The 14,500-nt window shown below is 42.6% G+C and carries 17 protein-coding genes; 12 read left to right on the top strand and 5 right to left on the bottom strand.

Translation table 11 applies throughout. The features are described from left to right. Positions 1-133: 133 nt before the first annotated feature. Both HYN43_RS05470 and HYN43_RS05465 read left to right on the top strand, forming a co-directional pair. The gene (locus HYN43_RS05470; RefSeq protein WP_119408490.1) at positions 134-502 is read left to right on the top strand and encodes a helix-turn-helix domain-containing protein; all 369 of its coding nucleotides are present in this window, start codon (positions 134-136) and stop codon (positions 500-502) included. Positions 503-728: 226 nt separating this feature from the next. Then, entirely contained in the window at positions 729-1,025 is a 297-nt protein-coding gene (locus HYN43_RS05465) for a hypothetical protein (protein WP_119408489.1), read from the top strand. A gap of 30 nt (positions 1,026-1,055) precedes the next feature. On the opposite strand, the gene HYN43_RS05460 is transcribed toward HYN43_RS05465, so the two are convergent. Then, on the bottom strand, positions 1,056-2,486 hold the full coding sequence (locus HYN43_RS05460) for a tetratricopeptide repeat protein (protein WP_119408488.1): 1,431 nt from the start codon (positions 2,484-2,486) through the stop codon (positions 1,056-1,058). A 547-nt stretch (positions 2,487-3,033) separates the two neighbouring features. Between HYN43_RS05460 and HYN43_RS30185 the strand changes: the two genes are divergently transcribed. The 7 genes from HYN43_RS30185 (at position 3,034) to HYN43_RS30170 (ending at position 6,688) form a co-directional block, all read left to right on the top strand. After that, complete coding sequence (locus HYN43_RS30185; protein ID WP_162996325.1) at positions 3,034-3,195, top strand: hypothetical protein; 162 nt, start codon at positions 3,034-3,036, stop codon at positions 3,193-3,195. A 52-nt stretch (positions 3,196-3,247) separates the two neighbouring features. Continuing rightward, positions 3,248-3,391, top strand: coding sequence for a hypothetical protein (locus HYN43_RS30180; protein WP_162996324.1), 144 nt, complete (start codon positions 3,248-3,250; stop codon positions 3,389-3,391). A 31-nt stretch (positions 3,392-3,422) separates the two neighbouring features. After that, positions 3,423-3,575 (top strand): hypothetical protein, encoded by a 153-nt coding sequence (locus HYN43_RS05455; protein WP_162996323.1) that lies wholly within the window; start codon positions 3,423-3,425, stop codon positions 3,573-3,575. A gap of 70 nt (positions 3,576-3,645) precedes the next feature. After that, positions 3,646-4,749: a hypothetical protein gene (locus HYN43_RS05450; RefSeq protein ID WP_119408486.1), complete on the top strand. Its 1,104-nt coding sequence runs from the start codon at positions 3,646-3,648 to the stop codon at positions 4,747-4,749. Positions 4,750-4,789: 40 nt separating this feature from the next. After that, entirely contained in the window at positions 4,790-4,954 is a 165-nt protein-coding gene (locus HYN43_RS30175; RefSeq protein ID WP_162996322.1) for a hypothetical protein, read from the top strand. 122 nt (positions 4,955-5,076) lie between these two features. Then, positions 5,077-6,444, top strand: a complete 1,368-nt coding sequence (locus HYN43_RS05445) for a dipeptidase (protein ID WP_119408485.1) — start codon at positions 5,077-5,079, stop codon at positions 6,442-6,444. Positions 6,445-6,550: 106 nt separating this feature from the next. Next, complete coding sequence (locus HYN43_RS30170; RefSeq protein WP_162996321.1) at positions 6,551-6,688, top strand: hypothetical protein; 138 nt, start codon at positions 6,551-6,553, stop codon at positions 6,686-6,688. A 71-nt stretch (positions 6,689-6,759) separates the two neighbouring features. Here the strand turns inward: HYN43_RS30170 and HYN43_RS05440 are convergent, their stop codons facing one another. Both HYN43_RS05440 and HYN43_RS05435 read right to left on the bottom strand, forming a co-directional pair. Beyond that, positions 6,760-7,215: a GNAT family N-acetyltransferase gene (locus tag HYN43_RS05440; RefSeq protein WP_119408484.1), complete on the bottom strand. Its 456-nt coding sequence runs from the start codon at positions 7,213-7,215 to the stop codon at positions 6,760-6,762. 12 nt (positions 7,216-7,227) lie between these two features. Next, a complete protein-coding gene (locus HYN43_RS05435; RefSeq protein WP_425373720.1) occupies positions 7,228-8,283 on the bottom strand; it encodes a mandelate racemase/muconate lactonizing enzyme family protein in 1,056 nt (351 codons plus the stop codon). 247 nt (positions 8,284-8,530) lie between these two features. Here HYN43_RS05435 and HYN43_RS05430 point away from each other — a divergent pair, with 247 nt between their 5' ends. The 3 genes from HYN43_RS05430 (at position 8,531) to HYN43_RS05420 (ending at position 12,521) form a co-directional block, all read left to right on the top strand. Next, a complete protein-coding gene (locus tag HYN43_RS05430) occupies positions 8,531-9,262 on the top strand; it encodes a DUF4290 domain-containing protein (protein WP_119408482.1) in 732 nt (243 codons plus the stop codon). Positions 9,263-9,467: 205 nt separating this feature from the next. Beyond that, entirely contained in the window at positions 9,468-10,775 is a 1,308-nt protein-coding gene (gene murA, locus HYN43_RS05425; RefSeq protein ID WP_119408481.1) for a UDP-N-acetylglucosamine 1-carboxyvinyltransferase, read from the top strand. A gap of 183 nt (positions 10,776-10,958) precedes the next feature. After that, positions 10,959-12,521, top strand: coding sequence for an ArnT family glycosyltransferase (locus HYN43_RS05420; protein WP_119408480.1), 1,563 nt, complete (start codon positions 10,959-10,961; stop codon positions 12,519-12,521). Positions 12,522-12,541: 20 nt separating this feature from the next. On the opposite strand, the gene HYN43_RS05415 is transcribed toward HYN43_RS05420, so the two are convergent. Both HYN43_RS05415 and HYN43_RS05410 read right to left on the bottom strand, forming a co-directional pair. Further along, positions 12,542-12,910, bottom strand: a complete 369-nt coding sequence (locus tag HYN43_RS05415) for an NTF2 fold immunity protein (RefSeq protein WP_119408479.1) — start codon at positions 12,908-12,910, stop codon at positions 12,542-12,544. A 73-nt stretch (positions 12,911-12,983) separates the two neighbouring features. Continuing rightward, positions 12,984-14,345: a pyridoxal-phosphate dependent enzyme gene (locus HYN43_RS05410; protein ID WP_119408478.1), complete on the bottom strand. Its 1,362-nt coding sequence runs from the start codon at positions 14,343-14,345 to the stop codon at positions 12,984-12,986. Positions 14,346-14,500 lie beyond the last annotated feature (155 nt).

Genomic DNA, 14,500 nt, shown 5'->3' with positions numbered 1-14,500 from the left:
ATTCATTCCCCACGTTAAAACATTCCCCATCATTAAATTGCCGTTATAACACTAATTTAAAGGTAATTTAATGATGGCATGCTGTTTGGATTCTCATTATATCCCTTTTCCTAATTATTATTGAGTTATTGATATGAGTGATATTGTAAAAAAGAGAACTAACACATCAGTTGGTAAAAACATCCGTACCCTGCGTCATCAACATGGCTGGAGCCAGGAAGATGTGGCTAACCGCCTGGGCATTTCTATCCCTGCATTTTCAAAAATTGAAACCGGCGTTACCGACATTAACCTGTCGAGACTGGAGCAGATTGCCAACATTTTTGGTGTAAACGTGGTAAACCTGCTGGCCCTTGATGTGGAGCAGGCCGACCTGAAACCTTCGAGCCTGAGCATCGCGCAGAAAAAACTGATCGACCGCGAATCTGAAATTGCAAACCTACAGCGTAAAGTTATTTTACTTTATGAAGAATTGCGCAATAAAAGGAGCGTAGCGATGTAACACTATGCCGGAGGGTACCCTGAAAAATTCCGGCATAGTGTACAATGTTCACTATAACAGACTTGCGTATTTTTCTGATTTATTAAATATAAATTAACAATATTTAACGCTGCGAAAATTTCAAAGACAAAGGCATTCCAAAATCTACTATTTTACTGTTGAGGGCTGAATTTTAGCAAGTTGGTGTAAAAATTGTGACAAGGGTGTTGTAGTAAACACTATACCTATGTCAAATTATCTTATTTCCATATCTAAAAACGAAACTTTAACCGATGGCGTTATCCACGATCCCGGCAGCAAGTTAAAAGTTAAGGCTTTTGATTTAATAAAATCACGCTTTAAGCCCCGCAAAGGTGAGATGAGATTTTTTGTTACCGCTGGCGATGAAACTTTGGCGTTTGAAACACAGGGATATAATAAACACAGGCAGTTGCTGGTTTTGCAGATGATAGCGTATTACTGTATTTACCTTGGCCTTATTGAAGCGCAGATCCATTCAAGTCTGCCGGTTCATTTCAGTTAATGAATGAGATGATATGCTAATGTGGTTGAATTAAACACGTGGCGGATTGTGTAGCATATCACTCATTTCGATAATCTTCTCATCAATTTCGGATACGCATTTATCCATCATATCCAAACATTCGGCCTGGTCAACCAGGCCTTCTTTTTCAAGATTTATCAGGCCACGCAAGGTTGCAATAGGCCCCCTGATCTGGTGCGACAGGTACGAAGAATGCTCTGAAAGCTTTTTATTTTTTAATTGAAGATCCTTTGTACGCTCGTCAATAATCTCTTCAAGGTGATGATTAATCCTGTCCAGGTTATCCTTTTGCCGCGATACTTCACCGTTAAGCAGTGTAAGCTGGGCATTTGTTTTGGCTTTACGTTTTACGTTGTTGATAAGCAAACCTATCACTATCAGTAACAAACCTGCCACTACGGTTACGGCCCAAAATTTCGATCTGTCGTAAGCCTGTTTCTCGGCAATACGCTCATTCTCTTTTACCTGCTCTTCCTGGCGGCGTTTGGCCTCAACAAGGTTCATTTGCGCTGATGCATTGGTTTTATAAGTAGCGCTGTCCTGGCTGTAGATGCCGCGGAGCAAGGTTAAAGCACGGCCGTAATTTTTACGTTTAAGCTCCAGCTCGTAGGTGGTGTAGCGATAGTCGTAATCAAGTTTGGGGTCTTTAACCAGTTGCGTATAAGCCGATCCTTCCTGTACAATTTTTTCAGCATTCACATAATCTACCTTTGCAACATATAATGCGGCAAGAGTAAGATCGATACTTGCCACCGATTCGTTCAAATCGCGGGCTTTGGCGCCGGCGTTGGCTTGCAGCAAAAGATCCAGTGCCTTATCATAATTTTTAAGCTTAAAATAAATTACCCCCCTGTTTTGAAGGCATTGGATGAGGTTTACCGAATCCTGCAGTTTTTGAAATATCGGGAAACTTTTGTCATAGTACGTAAGCGCCATGAACAAATTATTTTTGCGGGTGTACGTGTTACCTATATTGAGGTACAACGACCCCATGAGCTTTACATCATTTATTTTTTGCGCTATCTCCAACGATTTTTTCAGGTAATTAAGCGAGCGCTCGTAATCATGATCGCGAAACAGGATCCCGATATTATTATAAACTTTTGCCTCGCCGCGCAGGTTATTGCCACGGGTAAAATAAGCAAGCGAGTTGAGATAATTTTCCATTGCCTTTTCAGGCTGATCGAGGTAGTATTTGCCAATACCAATAACCCGGTAAGCCTCGGCTATGCCATTGGTATAATTAAGACGGGTTGAAATTGACAGGGCCCTGGTAGCATCCTCAATGGTTTGCTCGGGGTTGGTAAGCCTGTTTGCGTAAGCGGTGGTATTGAGGGTATTAACCTCGTTGGTATCTTTAGCCACCACATCAATTATATCATCCGCATACGCTGTTAGCGATAATAAAAGGAATAATATAAATGAGTAAACTTTTTTCATTAAAACACTTGTACGATGTATTGGGGTGAAAGTTATGAAATAATGCTGAATTATATTTAACGTTAAAGATAAAAAACGCTGTGGAAAAATATTTTTTAGTTTTTTCGTACCAATTAAAAAACATATCTATATTTGCACAGTTAATCTACTGAAAAACAATTATTTAGATTGCAAAAATCAAATATTTAATACCTTCAGAGCATAGCAGTGCCACTGAACAGCGCAAGGCGATGTGCAATAGAAAAACAGCAGCAAAATAAGCAATATGATAAATTAACTTAAGCGGGATTTTATCCCGCTTAAGAAACAAAACAAATCTTATTGCGTTTAAAATTAATAATTTAAATTGATTTTATAAAGAAAATAAATATAGAGATAAACAACAGTTTTTTAACATTTTAACAGGTTTATAGCAAACAAAAAAAGAGACACAGATCACTTTATTTAAATATTATTAGCAGCTAAAAATAGCCAGCACGGTTTATAACAAATATTAACTATCGTTCTAATTTAAAAAATAAATAATTAAATATATTAATTAATCAATATGAAAAAAACAGTATTTTTTGTACTGCTTGTTGCAACAACCGGAGTACTCACTTCAACATCTGTTTTATCGTCATCAGCAAAGAAAGAAGCTCAGCCAGCCACGGTTGATTTTACAAAAACAGCAACCGGCTTTAAGCGCGATTTGGGTAGCGCCGACTAATATTTTAAAAATTACCCTGAATAATTTAAACACTGAAATACCCCACCCGATCATGAAAAAGATAATCACCATTACCCTGGCTGTGCTGTTTACCGGCACAATCTCATCCTGCAAAAAGGAAAGTGTAAAAGCAGAGATTGCCGACACGCATTCATTTACCACCGGTTATAAAAGAGACCTGGGTAGTGCCGACTAATTATTTCACGATCAATAAAATTAAAAACACCATGAAAAAATTCATCCTCATAGCAGCAGTAGCCCTTAGTGCAGGTGCATTATCATCAGCTACAAACAAAAAAGAAAACAACGAGCAAATACCCGTTGCAAAGATCAACTCATTGGCAAGCGGCTTTAAAAGAGATTTAGGCAGCGCCGACTAATTACAAAACAAACAGCGATTACAAACAACATCATATAAAATATTTAGTACCCCCATATCCAAAAAACATCATGAAAAATTTATCAGTTATAGCAACTTTAGCATTAAGCACAATATTATCATCTGCAACTATCGCAAACGCGGCCACCATCACCCCTAAAAAAGATGGCGTAAAAACTGCAAGCCATGCCGGGCCGAAAAGAGATTTAGGTTCTGCTGATTTCGCAAAAACAGGCCCCGGTCCAAAACGTGATTTAGGTTCTGCTGATTTTACCAATGCTGGTCCGAAAAGGGATTTAGGCTCTGCCGATTTCACTAACGCCGGCCCAAAACGCGACTTAGGTTCTGCCGATTACGCTGTAACTGAAGCTGGTCCGAAAAGAGATTTAGGTTCTGCTGATTTCACTAACGCTGGCCCAAAACGCGACTTAGGTTCTGCCGATTATGCTGTAACTGAAGCTGGCCCGAAAAGAGATTTAGGCTCCGCCGATTTTACTAATGCTGGTCCAAAACGTGACTTAGGTTCTGCTGATTACGCTGTTAGCGGTCCTGGCCCGAAAAGAGATTTAGGTTCTGCCGATTTTACTAACGCCGGTCCAAAACGTGATTTAGGTTCTGCTGATTATGCTGCAACTGAAGCTGGTCCAAAAAGAGATCTTGGTTCTGCCGATTTCACCAATGCTGGCCCAAAACGTGATTTAGGTTCTGCTGATTTTGCTGCAACTGAAGCTGGTCCAAAAAGAGATCTTGGTTCTGCCGATTTCACCAATGCTGGCCCAAAACGCGATTTAGGTTCTGCTGATTATGCTGTAAGTGGTCCTGGCCCAAAAAGAGATCTTGGTTCTGCCGATTTCACTAACGCCGGTCCAAAAAGGGATTTAGGTTCTGCTGATTACGCTGTAACTGAAGCTGGTCCGAAAAGAGATTTAGGTTCTGCTGATTATGCTGTTAGTGGTCCTGGCCCAAAAAGAGATCTTGGTTCTGCCGATTTCACCAATGCTGGTCCAAAAAGAGATTTAGGTTCTGCTGATTACGCTGTAAGCGGTCCTGGTCCAAAAAGAGATTTAGGTTCTGCTGATTTTACCAATGCCGGTCCGAAACGCGACTTAGGTTCTGCCGATTTCACCAACGCCGGTCCGAAAAGAGATTTAGGTTCTGCCGATTTCACTGCATAATCAAATCTCTACAGTTAATCACCATCAAAATAAAAACAACATGAAAAAATTTCTGATAGCAGCAGCCTTATTAGTAGCAACCGGCCTTACCGCAGTATCATTAACCCATAGGGAAGCCAAAACTGAGGTTAAAGCCCAGATAGAAAAAGCGGAGTTTGTTAAAACCCCTGATGCCCCAAAATCAGACCTTGGCTCGGCGGATTGATTAGTTAGCGAATTAGTGATTTAGTGAATTAGTGACTATGTAGGTTGAAAAATTATCCACTAATGAACTAATGAACCAGTGAACCAAGAGAACTAACTATATTTGCTGCAAACCATAATATTATGCAGCACATAAAGCAATATGTTGAGCAAAACAGGCAGCGTTTATTAGACGAGTTATTCGATCTGTTGCGTTTAGCCTCGGTTAGCGCCGATCCGCAATACAAACCCGAAGTATTAAAAACTGCCGATTACGTGGCAGCAAAGCTCCGCGAAGCCGGAGCCGATAATGTTGAAATTTGCCAAACCGCCGGATACCCTATTGTATACGGCGAAAAGATCATCGACCCATCAAAACCTACCGTACTGGTTTATGGGCATTATGATGTTCAACCGCCAGATCCGCTGGAACTTTGGCACACCCCTCCTTTCGAGCCTACCGTGCGCGATGGTAAAATATATGCCCGCGGTGCCTGCGATGATAAAGGCCAGTTTTATATGCATGTAAAAGCCTTCGAGCTGATGATGCAAACCGATACCCTGCCCTGCAACATTAAATTTATGATTGAGGGCGAGGAAGAAGTAGGCTCGGCCAACCTGGGCATTTTTGTTAAAGCCAATAAAGAAAAACTAAAAGCCGATGTGGTGCTGATTTCCGATACATCGATGATCAGCATGGAACACCCTTCGCTCGAAACCGGCCTGCGCGGCCTCTCCTACCTCGAAGTTGAAGTTATCGGACCAAACCGCGATCTGCATTCTGGCGTTTACGGCGGCGCTGTTGCCAACCCTATCACCATACTGGCACAAATGATTGCCAGCCTGCACGATGAAAATAACCATATCACCATTCCCGGTTTTTACAACGATGTTATTCCGTTAACACAGGATGAACGGGATGCCCTGAACAGCGCTCCCTACGATGAGGCTGAGTATAAAAAAGATTTAGACATTGCCGAACTTTGGGGTGAAAAAGGATACAGTACCTTTGAGCGCACGGGCACCCGCCCTACCCTTGAGGTAAATGGTATTTGGGGCGGTTACATAGGCGAGGGTGCCAAAACCGTATTGCCATCAAAAGCCAACGCCAAAATTTCGATGCGTTTGGTACCTAACCAAACATCTGAGGCGATAACCAAACTATTTACCGATCACTTTTTGAGCATCGCGCCACCATCGGTAAAAGTAAAAGTAACCCCGCATCATGGCGGCGAACCGGCAGTTACACCAACCGATAGCGTAGCCTACAAAGCGGCACAAAAAGCCATTGCCGAATCATTCGGTAAGGAGCCTATTCCAACCCGCGGCGGCGGCAGTATCCCTATTGTGGCTTTGTTTGAGGCCGAACTTGGCATAAAAACCGTGCTGATGGGTTTTGGCCTGGATAGCGATGCCCTGCATTCGCCTAACGAAAAATATGATATCTATAATTATTATAAAGGCATTGAAACAATTCCGCTATTTCACAAATATTTCGCCGAATTATCATAAACATGTTATAACATATTAAAAAGAGGGGTTTTGCCGTTTTATTTTCATTTATTGCCAAACAAATATTATATTTATGATATTATCTATAAAAACAAACTCTACTGTTATGGCAACTAAAGAATTGGAAAAGGAAAAGACCGAGGCATCGAAACAGTTGCACGATCCTAAATTATCAAAACAGGAAAAAAACGGTGCAGGCAAAACGCCTAACGCAAACCGTGCAAAGCGAAAACCCCTGTTATAAAATATTTATAACAACAAAAACGGGCCGGTAAAATTACCGGCCTGTTTTGTTTTTGATGATGATTGAGGGTGTTACAACCTAATCCGCATCTCAACCATCCGCTTCTCAAAACCAGCTTTTTGGTAAGCTTTAATCGCATCGGTGTTTTCGCTGTACACTTCGAGCCTTATCTCGGCGAGGCCTTGTTGTGCAACCCAGTTTTTAAGCTCTTCGATAACTGCCTGGTTCACGCCTTTTCCCCTATGCTCCGGCTTTACATACATAAAACCGAGGTAGGCATATTCCTCAAAATCATAATATGTGTTATCATTCTTTTTAATCCGGGCATAACCGCTGCCTGCAATCTCACCATCAATTTCGGCCACTAAAACCTCTACATCAGGCATGGTGATAAATTTTTCAAGATTATAATAGCTTATCGGATCGGGCAGTAAAGTGCTGTCGAAAGGGCGCTCGGCATTGATAATTCCTTGTTCAAATTGAAGCAATACGGGTAAATCTTCGGGGGTGGCTTTTCTAACCAGCATTTATCTCTTTGTTTATATGGTAAAACGTTCGCAACCGGCTAAAAAACCTTCATCGGCATCAGCGCCTATACCGGGAGCATCATCAATATCAAGGTTATAGCCCTCGTATCGAGCGCCGCCGACGCAGGGATCAATCAAATGCCCTAATTTGCAGGTATCCATATCGTAAAAAACAATATTAGGACTGGCGTATACAAAATGCAGCTTGGCGCTTAAGGCAATACGGCTCTCCAGCATCCCGCCCATCATACAGGGAATGCCTTTAGAGGCAGCCACATCATGAATCTTTTTAGCCTCATAAATCCCGCCCGATTTTGCCATTTTAATATTGATGTAATGGCATGATCCGCTGTTAATCTGCTTACGGGCATCGTGATGGTTATACACGCTTTCATCGCCCATAATTTTTACCGGCGAGAGCTGCATCAGCTCGGGCAGGCGATCGTCATACCAGGTGCGTATGGGTTGCTCGCAAAATTCAATGTCATATTGGCCTATCCCCTGCAGGGCAAAAACGGCTTCGTTAAAAGTCCAGCCCTGGTTGGCATCAACACGGATGCGCATAGCCGGACCAACAGCCTCGCGGATCTGTTTAATGCGTTCAACATCTTCCGCGGCGTTTTTTCCCAGCTTTACCTTTAATATATTAGCACCAGAGGCCTGGAAATCTAAAGCCTTTAGAGCCATGGTATGATGCCCGGCTATGCCTATGGTGATATCCGATTCGACCGGGCGTTTCTCTCCCCCTAAAAATTGATATAAGGGTAAACCGGCATTTTTGGCCGCTATATCAAACAGAGCGATATCAAAAGCGCTTTTAATAGTGGTATTACCGGCCGTAAAGCTATGCAAATCATTTAAGCGGGCTTCCAGATCCAATGCGTCTTTACCCTTCCACAATCGGGCAAACTCGCGGGCCATTAACAGGCAGGTTTCCTGTGTTTCGCCAACAATCATCGGGAAGGCAGAGCATTCGCCTACGCCATAAAAACCGGCATCGGTATGTACACGGATAAAAACATTCTGGGCATGATCCATGGTGCCGGTGGCAATGGTGAAAGGCTCCATCGGGATGCTGAAGCGGTAAATATCTATATGGGTAATAATTAATTGCTGATTTTCCAAATTGTAGCTGTTTAGTGGCCAAATTAAAACAAATAATTGTAACATTTAGTTCATGTAATTTGTACATTATAAGTATTACATTATATTTGCGTTACTTCAATACAAGTAACAATTCAACTTTAGCCTCATTTGCCCTTCCGGGAAATTTGTCTGGCTAAATTCAAACTTTCTTAAAAACAATACAACTAACATGGCATTAGATAAATCGCCTGCAAATTTTGATTATAACTCAACCAGGAATAAACTCATCCTGTCTGAATATGGCCGCAACGTACAAAACATGGTTAAATACATAGTTGCGCTGCCAACCAAAGAAGAACGTAACCGCTACGCACAGGTAGTGATTGACCTGATGGGTTTTTTAAACCCCCACCTGCGCGATGTGGCCGACTTTAAACACAAACTATGGGATCACCTGCACATCATTTCTGATTACCAGATAGATGTGGATTCGCCCTATCCTAAACCATCGCCCGAGGCTGTGCATATCAAACCTGCGCCTTTAAATTATCCGCATCAGCGTATTAAATACAAGCATTACGGCAAAACCATCGAGCTGATGATTGAAAAGGCCAAAGCCATTGAAGAGCCCGAACGCAAGCGTCACATGGTGCAGGCCATAGCCAATTTCATGAAAATGGCCTATGTACAGTGGAACAAGGATTCGGTAAGTGATGAAAGCATTATTGCCGATTTGTACGCCCTATCGGGCGGTACGCTGAAACTGGAAGAAAATGTTAACCTTAACCGTGTTGATTTCCGTCCGAATAACTTTCAGCAAAACAACAACAATAACCGCGGCCGTAACAACAACCAAAACAACCAAAGCCGCGGCGGTGGTAACGGTGGTAAGCAAAACAATCAAAACCGTAACAACAACCAAAACCGTAACCGTAATAATAACGGCGGTAAAAAATATTAAAAGTCCGGATACTGTCCGAAAATTAAAAAAACGTCATTGCTGCAGATTCAGCAATGACGTTTTTGCTTTAGTGATAAATCCCATTCTCCTTTTATTTTATCTGCATTAATTTTTTAATCTTTGCCCCGTAAAAATTATTTGACAAAACCGATGATGGTTTTGTTAGTTTATTGATGGTGATCTTATCAATTATCTGAAAATCCGCATGACTAACGCATTTGTAATAAACGGCGGCAAACCGCTAAAAGGTGAAATAACCCCACAGGGTGCAAAAAACGAAGCTTTACAGGTTATATCGGCCGTATTGCTTACCGAAGAGAAGGTAACCATCAGTAACATCCCCGATATTAAGGATGTTAACAAACTGATTGAGTTGCTTGGCGACATGGGTGTTATTGTTGAGCGCGTAAACGAGCATACCTACACCTTCGAGGCTAAAGATATTAACCAGGACTTTTTCGCGTCGGAAACTTTTAAAGCTAAAGGCGGCGGTTTACGTGGGTCTATCATGATTGTTGGGCCGCTGCTGGCCCGATTTGGCAAAGCATCCATCCCTAAGCCGGGTGGTGATAAAATTGGCCGTCGCCGTTTGGACACCCACTTTTTGGGTTTTGAAAAACTGGGCGCGCAGTTTAACTATAACCCTGAGGATGGTTTCTTTAATGTAGATGCCTCAAATTTACAGGGCACTTACATTTTGTTAGATGAAGCTTCAGTAACCGGTACTGCCAACGTAGTAATGGCCGCGGTGTTGGCTAAAGGCACAACCACCATTTACAATGCCGCCTGCGAGCCTTACCTGCAACAGCTTTGCAAAATGCTGAGCCGCATGGGTGCAAAGATCAGCGGGATAGGTTCAAACCTGCTTACTATTGAAGGCGTAGAAAAACTTGGCGGTACAGAGCACCGTTTGCTGCCTGATATGATTGAGATCGGCTCGTTCATTGGCTTGGCTGCCATGACCGGCTCTGAAATCACGATTAAAGATGTTCAGTACAAAGAACTGGGCATGATCCCGGATGTATTCAGGCGCTTAGGCATCAAATTGGAGCTTAGGGGTGACGATATCTTTATCCCAGCACAGGATCATTACGAAATAGAAACTTTTATCGATGGCTCGATCATGACCATTGCCGATGCCCCATGGCCGGGCTTTACACCCGATTTGCTGAGCATTGTACTGGTAGTTGCCATACAAGCCAAAGGGTCAGTATTGATCCACCAAAAAATGTTTGAGAGCCGTTTATTTTTTGTGGATAAACTGCTGGATATGGGTGCGCAGATCATCCTTTGCGATCCGCACCGTGCCACAGTTATCGGTTTGGATAACCAGGTTAAATTAAGAGGTATTTCCATGACCTCGCCGGATATCCGTGCAGGCGTTTCATTGCTCATCGCCGCCCTATCGGCACAAGGCCAATCAACCATTTACAACATTGAACAAATTGAACGCGGTTACCAGCATATTGATACCAGGCTTAAGGCGTTAGGCGCTGATATAACGAGGATATAAGCTGAAAGCCGAAGGCGGAAAGCTAAAAGCTTAAGGCTAAAAGCATAAAGCCTTAAGCTGAATATCATTCAAAAGCTCAAAGCGTAAGGAAAGGCGAAAAAGCTTTCGGCCTTATGCTTTGAGCTTTCTGCTTTTTTTTATATAGCTTTAGGCTTTCAGCCTTCAGCTTTAAGCCACCAATCAATGCCCTACAAAAACCGGAAGCCCACTTACGTTTATTTCGTACTGATTTTTGTATTTATTAAAATTGTTTTAAACCTGTTTGCCATATCGCATTTTGGCTTTCACCGCGATGAATTTTTGCACCTGGTACTGGCCGATCATTTAGATTGGGGGTATAAAGAGGTTCCCCCTTTTATAGCCTTGCTGGCTAAAATATCCATCACCAGCTTTGGCAACTCGGTTTTCGCGGCGCGGATATTCCCTACCATTTTTGGCGGATTGATAGTTTGGCTCACCGGACTTATTGTGATTGAATTTGGCGGCAAAAAATTCGGCATCACGGTAGCCTGCCTCAGCATCATATTCGCTCCCGCTTTCGCAGCAAGCGAGTACCTTTTTCAGCCAGTAGTGTTTGATCAGTTTTGGTGGGTGTTAACCGTATGGCTGCTCGTAAAATACCTTAATACAACTGATGTTCGTTATTTGTACTGGTTGGGGGTGGCCGTTGGTTTGGGGGTGCTTACCAAGTATACGATGCTGTTTTTTGCAGGATCGCTGATCATTGGCATCCTTATCAGTAAACAGCGTAAGCTTTTGTTTAACAGGCATATTTTAGGTGCGGCGGCGCTAACGTTTCTTATCGTTTTGCCTAATCTTATCTGGCAACTTACACACCACATGCCGGTATTTACCCACATGAAGGCGCTGCGCGAACAGCAGCTTGACTACATTACCCCCACCGATTTTATCAAGCAGCAGCTCCTGGTTAATGGCGTAGCCCTGTTTGTTTGGCTTAACGGACTGGTATTCCTCATCTTCTCGTTCAGGCTCCGTAACTTCCAGTTTTTGGCATTAGCTTACGGGCTAATCTTTTTGTTTTTATTGATGATGGACGGCAAAAGCTATTACCTGTTTGGCGCTTACCCAATGCTTTTCGCAGCGGGAGGTTTTGGTTTTGAACGATTGCTGAAAACCAGCGGTTATGCTTTGCGAATTGCTTTGATATTGTTGTTCGCGGTACCGAATATCCTGCTGCTCCCTATTTTGCTTCCTATTTTATCGATGGATCAAACGCTGGCCTTTTTCCGCTTTGCTGATAAAAATCTGCCACCCGCACGTTTTATGATGACCTGGGAAGACGGCAAAAAACACGCCACCACGCAGGATTATGCCGACATGCTGGGCTGGGACGACATGGCCGCCCTGGTTGATAAGGCCTATCGGAGCCTGAGCCCTGATGCTCAAAAGCAAACAGTAGTTTATGCCGATAACTATGGTGAAGCCGGCGCCTTGCACCACTATCGTAAACAATACGGATACCCCGAAGTGATCTCCCTAAACAGCAGCTTTACCCTTTGGGCACCCGATAGTTTGAAGTGTAAATACATGATCTATGTAGATGAAGACGGCGGCAAAAACATTAGAGAATTTGTGGCCGGCAAGATGATTGAAAGTTATACCAAAATTGGCGAGATAACTAACCCGCTGGCGCGTGAAAAAGGGACTGCCGTGTTTATTGTAACGCCTAATCAGCTATTAAATGAACGGTATGCGCCGGAGTTGGCGAAGAAGAGGTTAGAGTAAATTATAAACAAATAGAAATCTTATTTATAATGCGTGAGTCTAACAACTCTGCCATCTTTAGCTGAAAATATAATTAAAAATCCGCCTCCAAGCATCTTTTCAGGTAAGGTTCCATTTAGTACCCAATACCCGTCTATGAAATAAACTTCATAAGGCCGTTCGTTAATTATTTGTTCTTTGCCATAAATTCTGAATAAAATAGCTTCGGCCACAGCTATTGCGGTTTGCTTATCACCTATTATTTTATCAACAATTACTTGTCTGTCTTTTTTATTATTTAAAGCTGTTTTAAGTTCATCTTTCGCAACTTGCAGCCCAAGTAAGGTATGTTTTTGACATCGCGCAACAAATGGTAGCAAAATCAAAAAGGCAAAAGTTAGATATTTCATTGTCTAAATATAAACAAAAAGGTGCCATGCCCATCGCACAACACCTTTAACCTTTAACTTTTACCTCAAAAGGTTAAGCCGAAATAGCGTTTATAATATCATACTGCGTAATGATCTCGATCTTGCCTTGCTCATCTTCAACCAACACGGCGATGTTATCTTTATTGATCATTGCGGAGATCCTATCTATCGATGTATTCAAATCAACAAAAGGGAATGGTGCGGTGGTGATATTTTTTATCGGCTGCGATTTGATGGATGGGTTTTCAATCAACGAGTCGAGGATGTCGCTTTCAGTGATCTTTCCAATAACCATACCTTTTTGCGTAACCGGAATCTGTGATATATTGAGCGATTTGATAGTGTTTATTGCTTCCAAAACCGTTTTCTCACAATCAATAGTAACAATCTCCTGGACATCTTTTTTGGCGATGATATCGCGGGAGGTAAGTTTTCCGTCTTTCAGGAAACCACGGTCGCGCAGCCAATCATCATTGTACATTTTGCCAAGGTAGCGGGTGCCGTGATCCGGGAAGATGATCACAACAACATCGCCTTCTTTAAACTTATCCTTCATCTGCAGCAAACCTGCCACTGCCGAACCGGTTGAGTTGCCCGAGAAAATACCCTCCTTGCGGGCGATTTCGCGGGTCATCAATGCTGCATCTTTGTCGGTTACTTTTTCAAAGTGATCTATCAGGCTGAAATCAACGTTGGCCGGCAGAAAATCCTCGCCGATGCCTTCGGTGATGTACGGGTAGATCTCGTTTTTATCGAAAATCCCTGTCTCCTTATATTTTTTAAATACCGAGCCGTAGGTATCGATACCTAAAACCTGGATTGCCGGGTTCTTTTCTTTAAGATAACGGGCGATACCTGATATAGTGCCACCTGTGCCAACGCCTGCAATTAAGTGAGTAACTTTACCCTCGGTCTGCTCCCAGATCTCCGGCCCGGTTGACTCGTAATGCGCCTGCGAGTTACTCAGGTTATCATACTGGTTAGGTTTCCACGAATTAGGTACTTCCCGCTCTAAACGTGAAGATACGGAGTAATATGAACGCGGATCTTCCGGCTCAACGTTGGTAGGGCAAACTATCACCTCGGCACCAAAGGCACGCAGGGCATCAAATTTTTCTTTGGATTGCTTATCGGTGCTGGTGAAAATACATTTGTAGCCTTTTATTACCGCTGCAATGGCCAGGCCCATACCGGTGTTACCCGATGTGCCTTCAATAATGGTTCCGCCGGGTTTAAGTTTACCGCTTTTTTCGGCATCTTCAATCATTTTAAGGGCCATCCTGTCCTTGATGGAATTGCCGGGATTGGTAGTTTCAATTTTGGCTAAAACCGTCGCCGGGATGTCTTTCGCTATTTTATTAAGTTTTACCAGGGGCGTGTTGCCAATGGTGTCCAGTATGTTATTGTACCACATAATTTAAATCTCTACTAACCCGGTATGCATAGCAGGGTTATGGCTCAAAAATAAGTTTCTTAAATGATATTTCTTTTATGGAATAGTAAATACATCTGCATCTTATTGAAGTCGGAAGTCTTAAGTTCGAAGTAGAAAGTGATGTTTTGACTTTG

This window comes from Mucilaginibacter celer, from assembly GCF_003576455.2.
In the GTDB taxonomy this organism is placed as follows: domain Bacteria; phylum Bacteroidota; class Bacteroidia; order Sphingobacteriales; family Sphingobacteriaceae; genus Mucilaginibacter; species Mucilaginibacter celer.
The sequence above is the reverse complement of the archived record's forward strand: the minus strand, read 5'-3'. Positions and strand labels throughout refer to the sequence as shown.

Excerpts from the sequence above, each read along its gene's own strand:
- HYN43_RS05440 (WP_119408484.1), bottom strand. The coding sequence starts at position 7,215 with ATGCTGGTTAGAAAAGCCACCCCCGAAGATTTACCCGTATTGCTTCAA.
- HYN43_RS05470 (WP_119408490.1), top strand. The coding sequence starts at position 134 with ATGAGTGATATTGTAAAAAAGAGAACTAACACATCAGTTGGTAAAAAC.
- HYN43_RS05430 (WP_119408482.1), top strand. The coding sequence starts at position 8,531 with ATGGCATTAGATAAATCGCCTGCAAATTTTGATTATAACTCAACCAGG.
- HYN43_RS05460 (WP_119408488.1), bottom strand. The coding sequence starts at position 2,486 with ATGAAAAAAGTTTACTCATTTATATTATTCCTTTTATTATCGCTAACA.
- HYN43_RS30185 (WP_162996325.1), top strand. The coding sequence starts at position 3,034 with ATGAAAAAAACAGTATTTTTTGTACTGCTTGTTGCAACAACCGGAGTA.
- HYN43_RS05420 (WP_119408480.1), top strand. The coding sequence starts at position 10,959 with ATGCCCTACAAAAACCGGAAGCCCACTTACGTTTATTTCGTACTGATT.
- HYN43_RS30175 (WP_162996322.1), top strand. The coding sequence starts at position 4,790 with ATGAAAAAATTTCTGATAGCAGCAGCCTTATTAGTAGCAACCGGCCTT.
- HYN43_RS05415 (WP_119408479.1), bottom strand. The coding sequence starts at position 12,910 with ATGAAATATCTAACTTTTGCCTTTTTGATTTTGCTACCATTTGTTGCG.
- HYN43_RS05435 (WP_425373720.1), bottom strand. The coding sequence starts at position 8,283 with ATGGAGCCTTTCACCATTGCCACCGGCACCATGGATCATGCCCAGAAT.
- HYN43_RS30170 (WP_162996321.1), top strand. The coding sequence starts at position 6,551 with ATGGCAACTAAAGAATTGGAAAAGGAAAAGACCGAGGCATCGAAACAG.
- HYN43_RS05445 (WP_119408485.1), top strand. The coding sequence starts at position 5,077 with ATGCAGCACATAAAGCAATATGTTGAGCAAAACAGGCAGCGTTTATTA.
- HYN43_RS05450 (WP_119408486.1), top strand. The coding sequence starts at position 3,646 with ATGAAAAATTTATCAGTTATAGCAACTTTAGCATTAAGCACAATATTA.
- HYN43_RS05465 (WP_119408489.1), top strand. The coding sequence starts at position 729 with ATGTCAAATTATCTTATTTCCATATCTAAAAACGAAACTTTAACCGAT.
- HYN43_RS05410 (WP_119408478.1), bottom strand. The coding sequence starts at position 14,345 with ATGTGGTACAATAACATACTGGACACCATTGGCAACACGCCCCTGGTA.
- HYN43_RS30180 (WP_162996324.1), top strand. The coding sequence starts at position 3,248 with ATGAAAAAGATAATCACCATTACCCTGGCTGTGCTGTTTACCGGCACA.
- murA (WP_119408481.1), top strand. The coding sequence starts at position 9,468 with ATGACTAACGCATTTGTAATAAACGGCGGCAAACCGCTAAAAGGTGAA.
- HYN43_RS05455 (WP_162996323.1), top strand. The coding sequence starts at position 3,423 with ATGAAAAAATTCATCCTCATAGCAGCAGTAGCCCTTAGTGCAGGTGCA.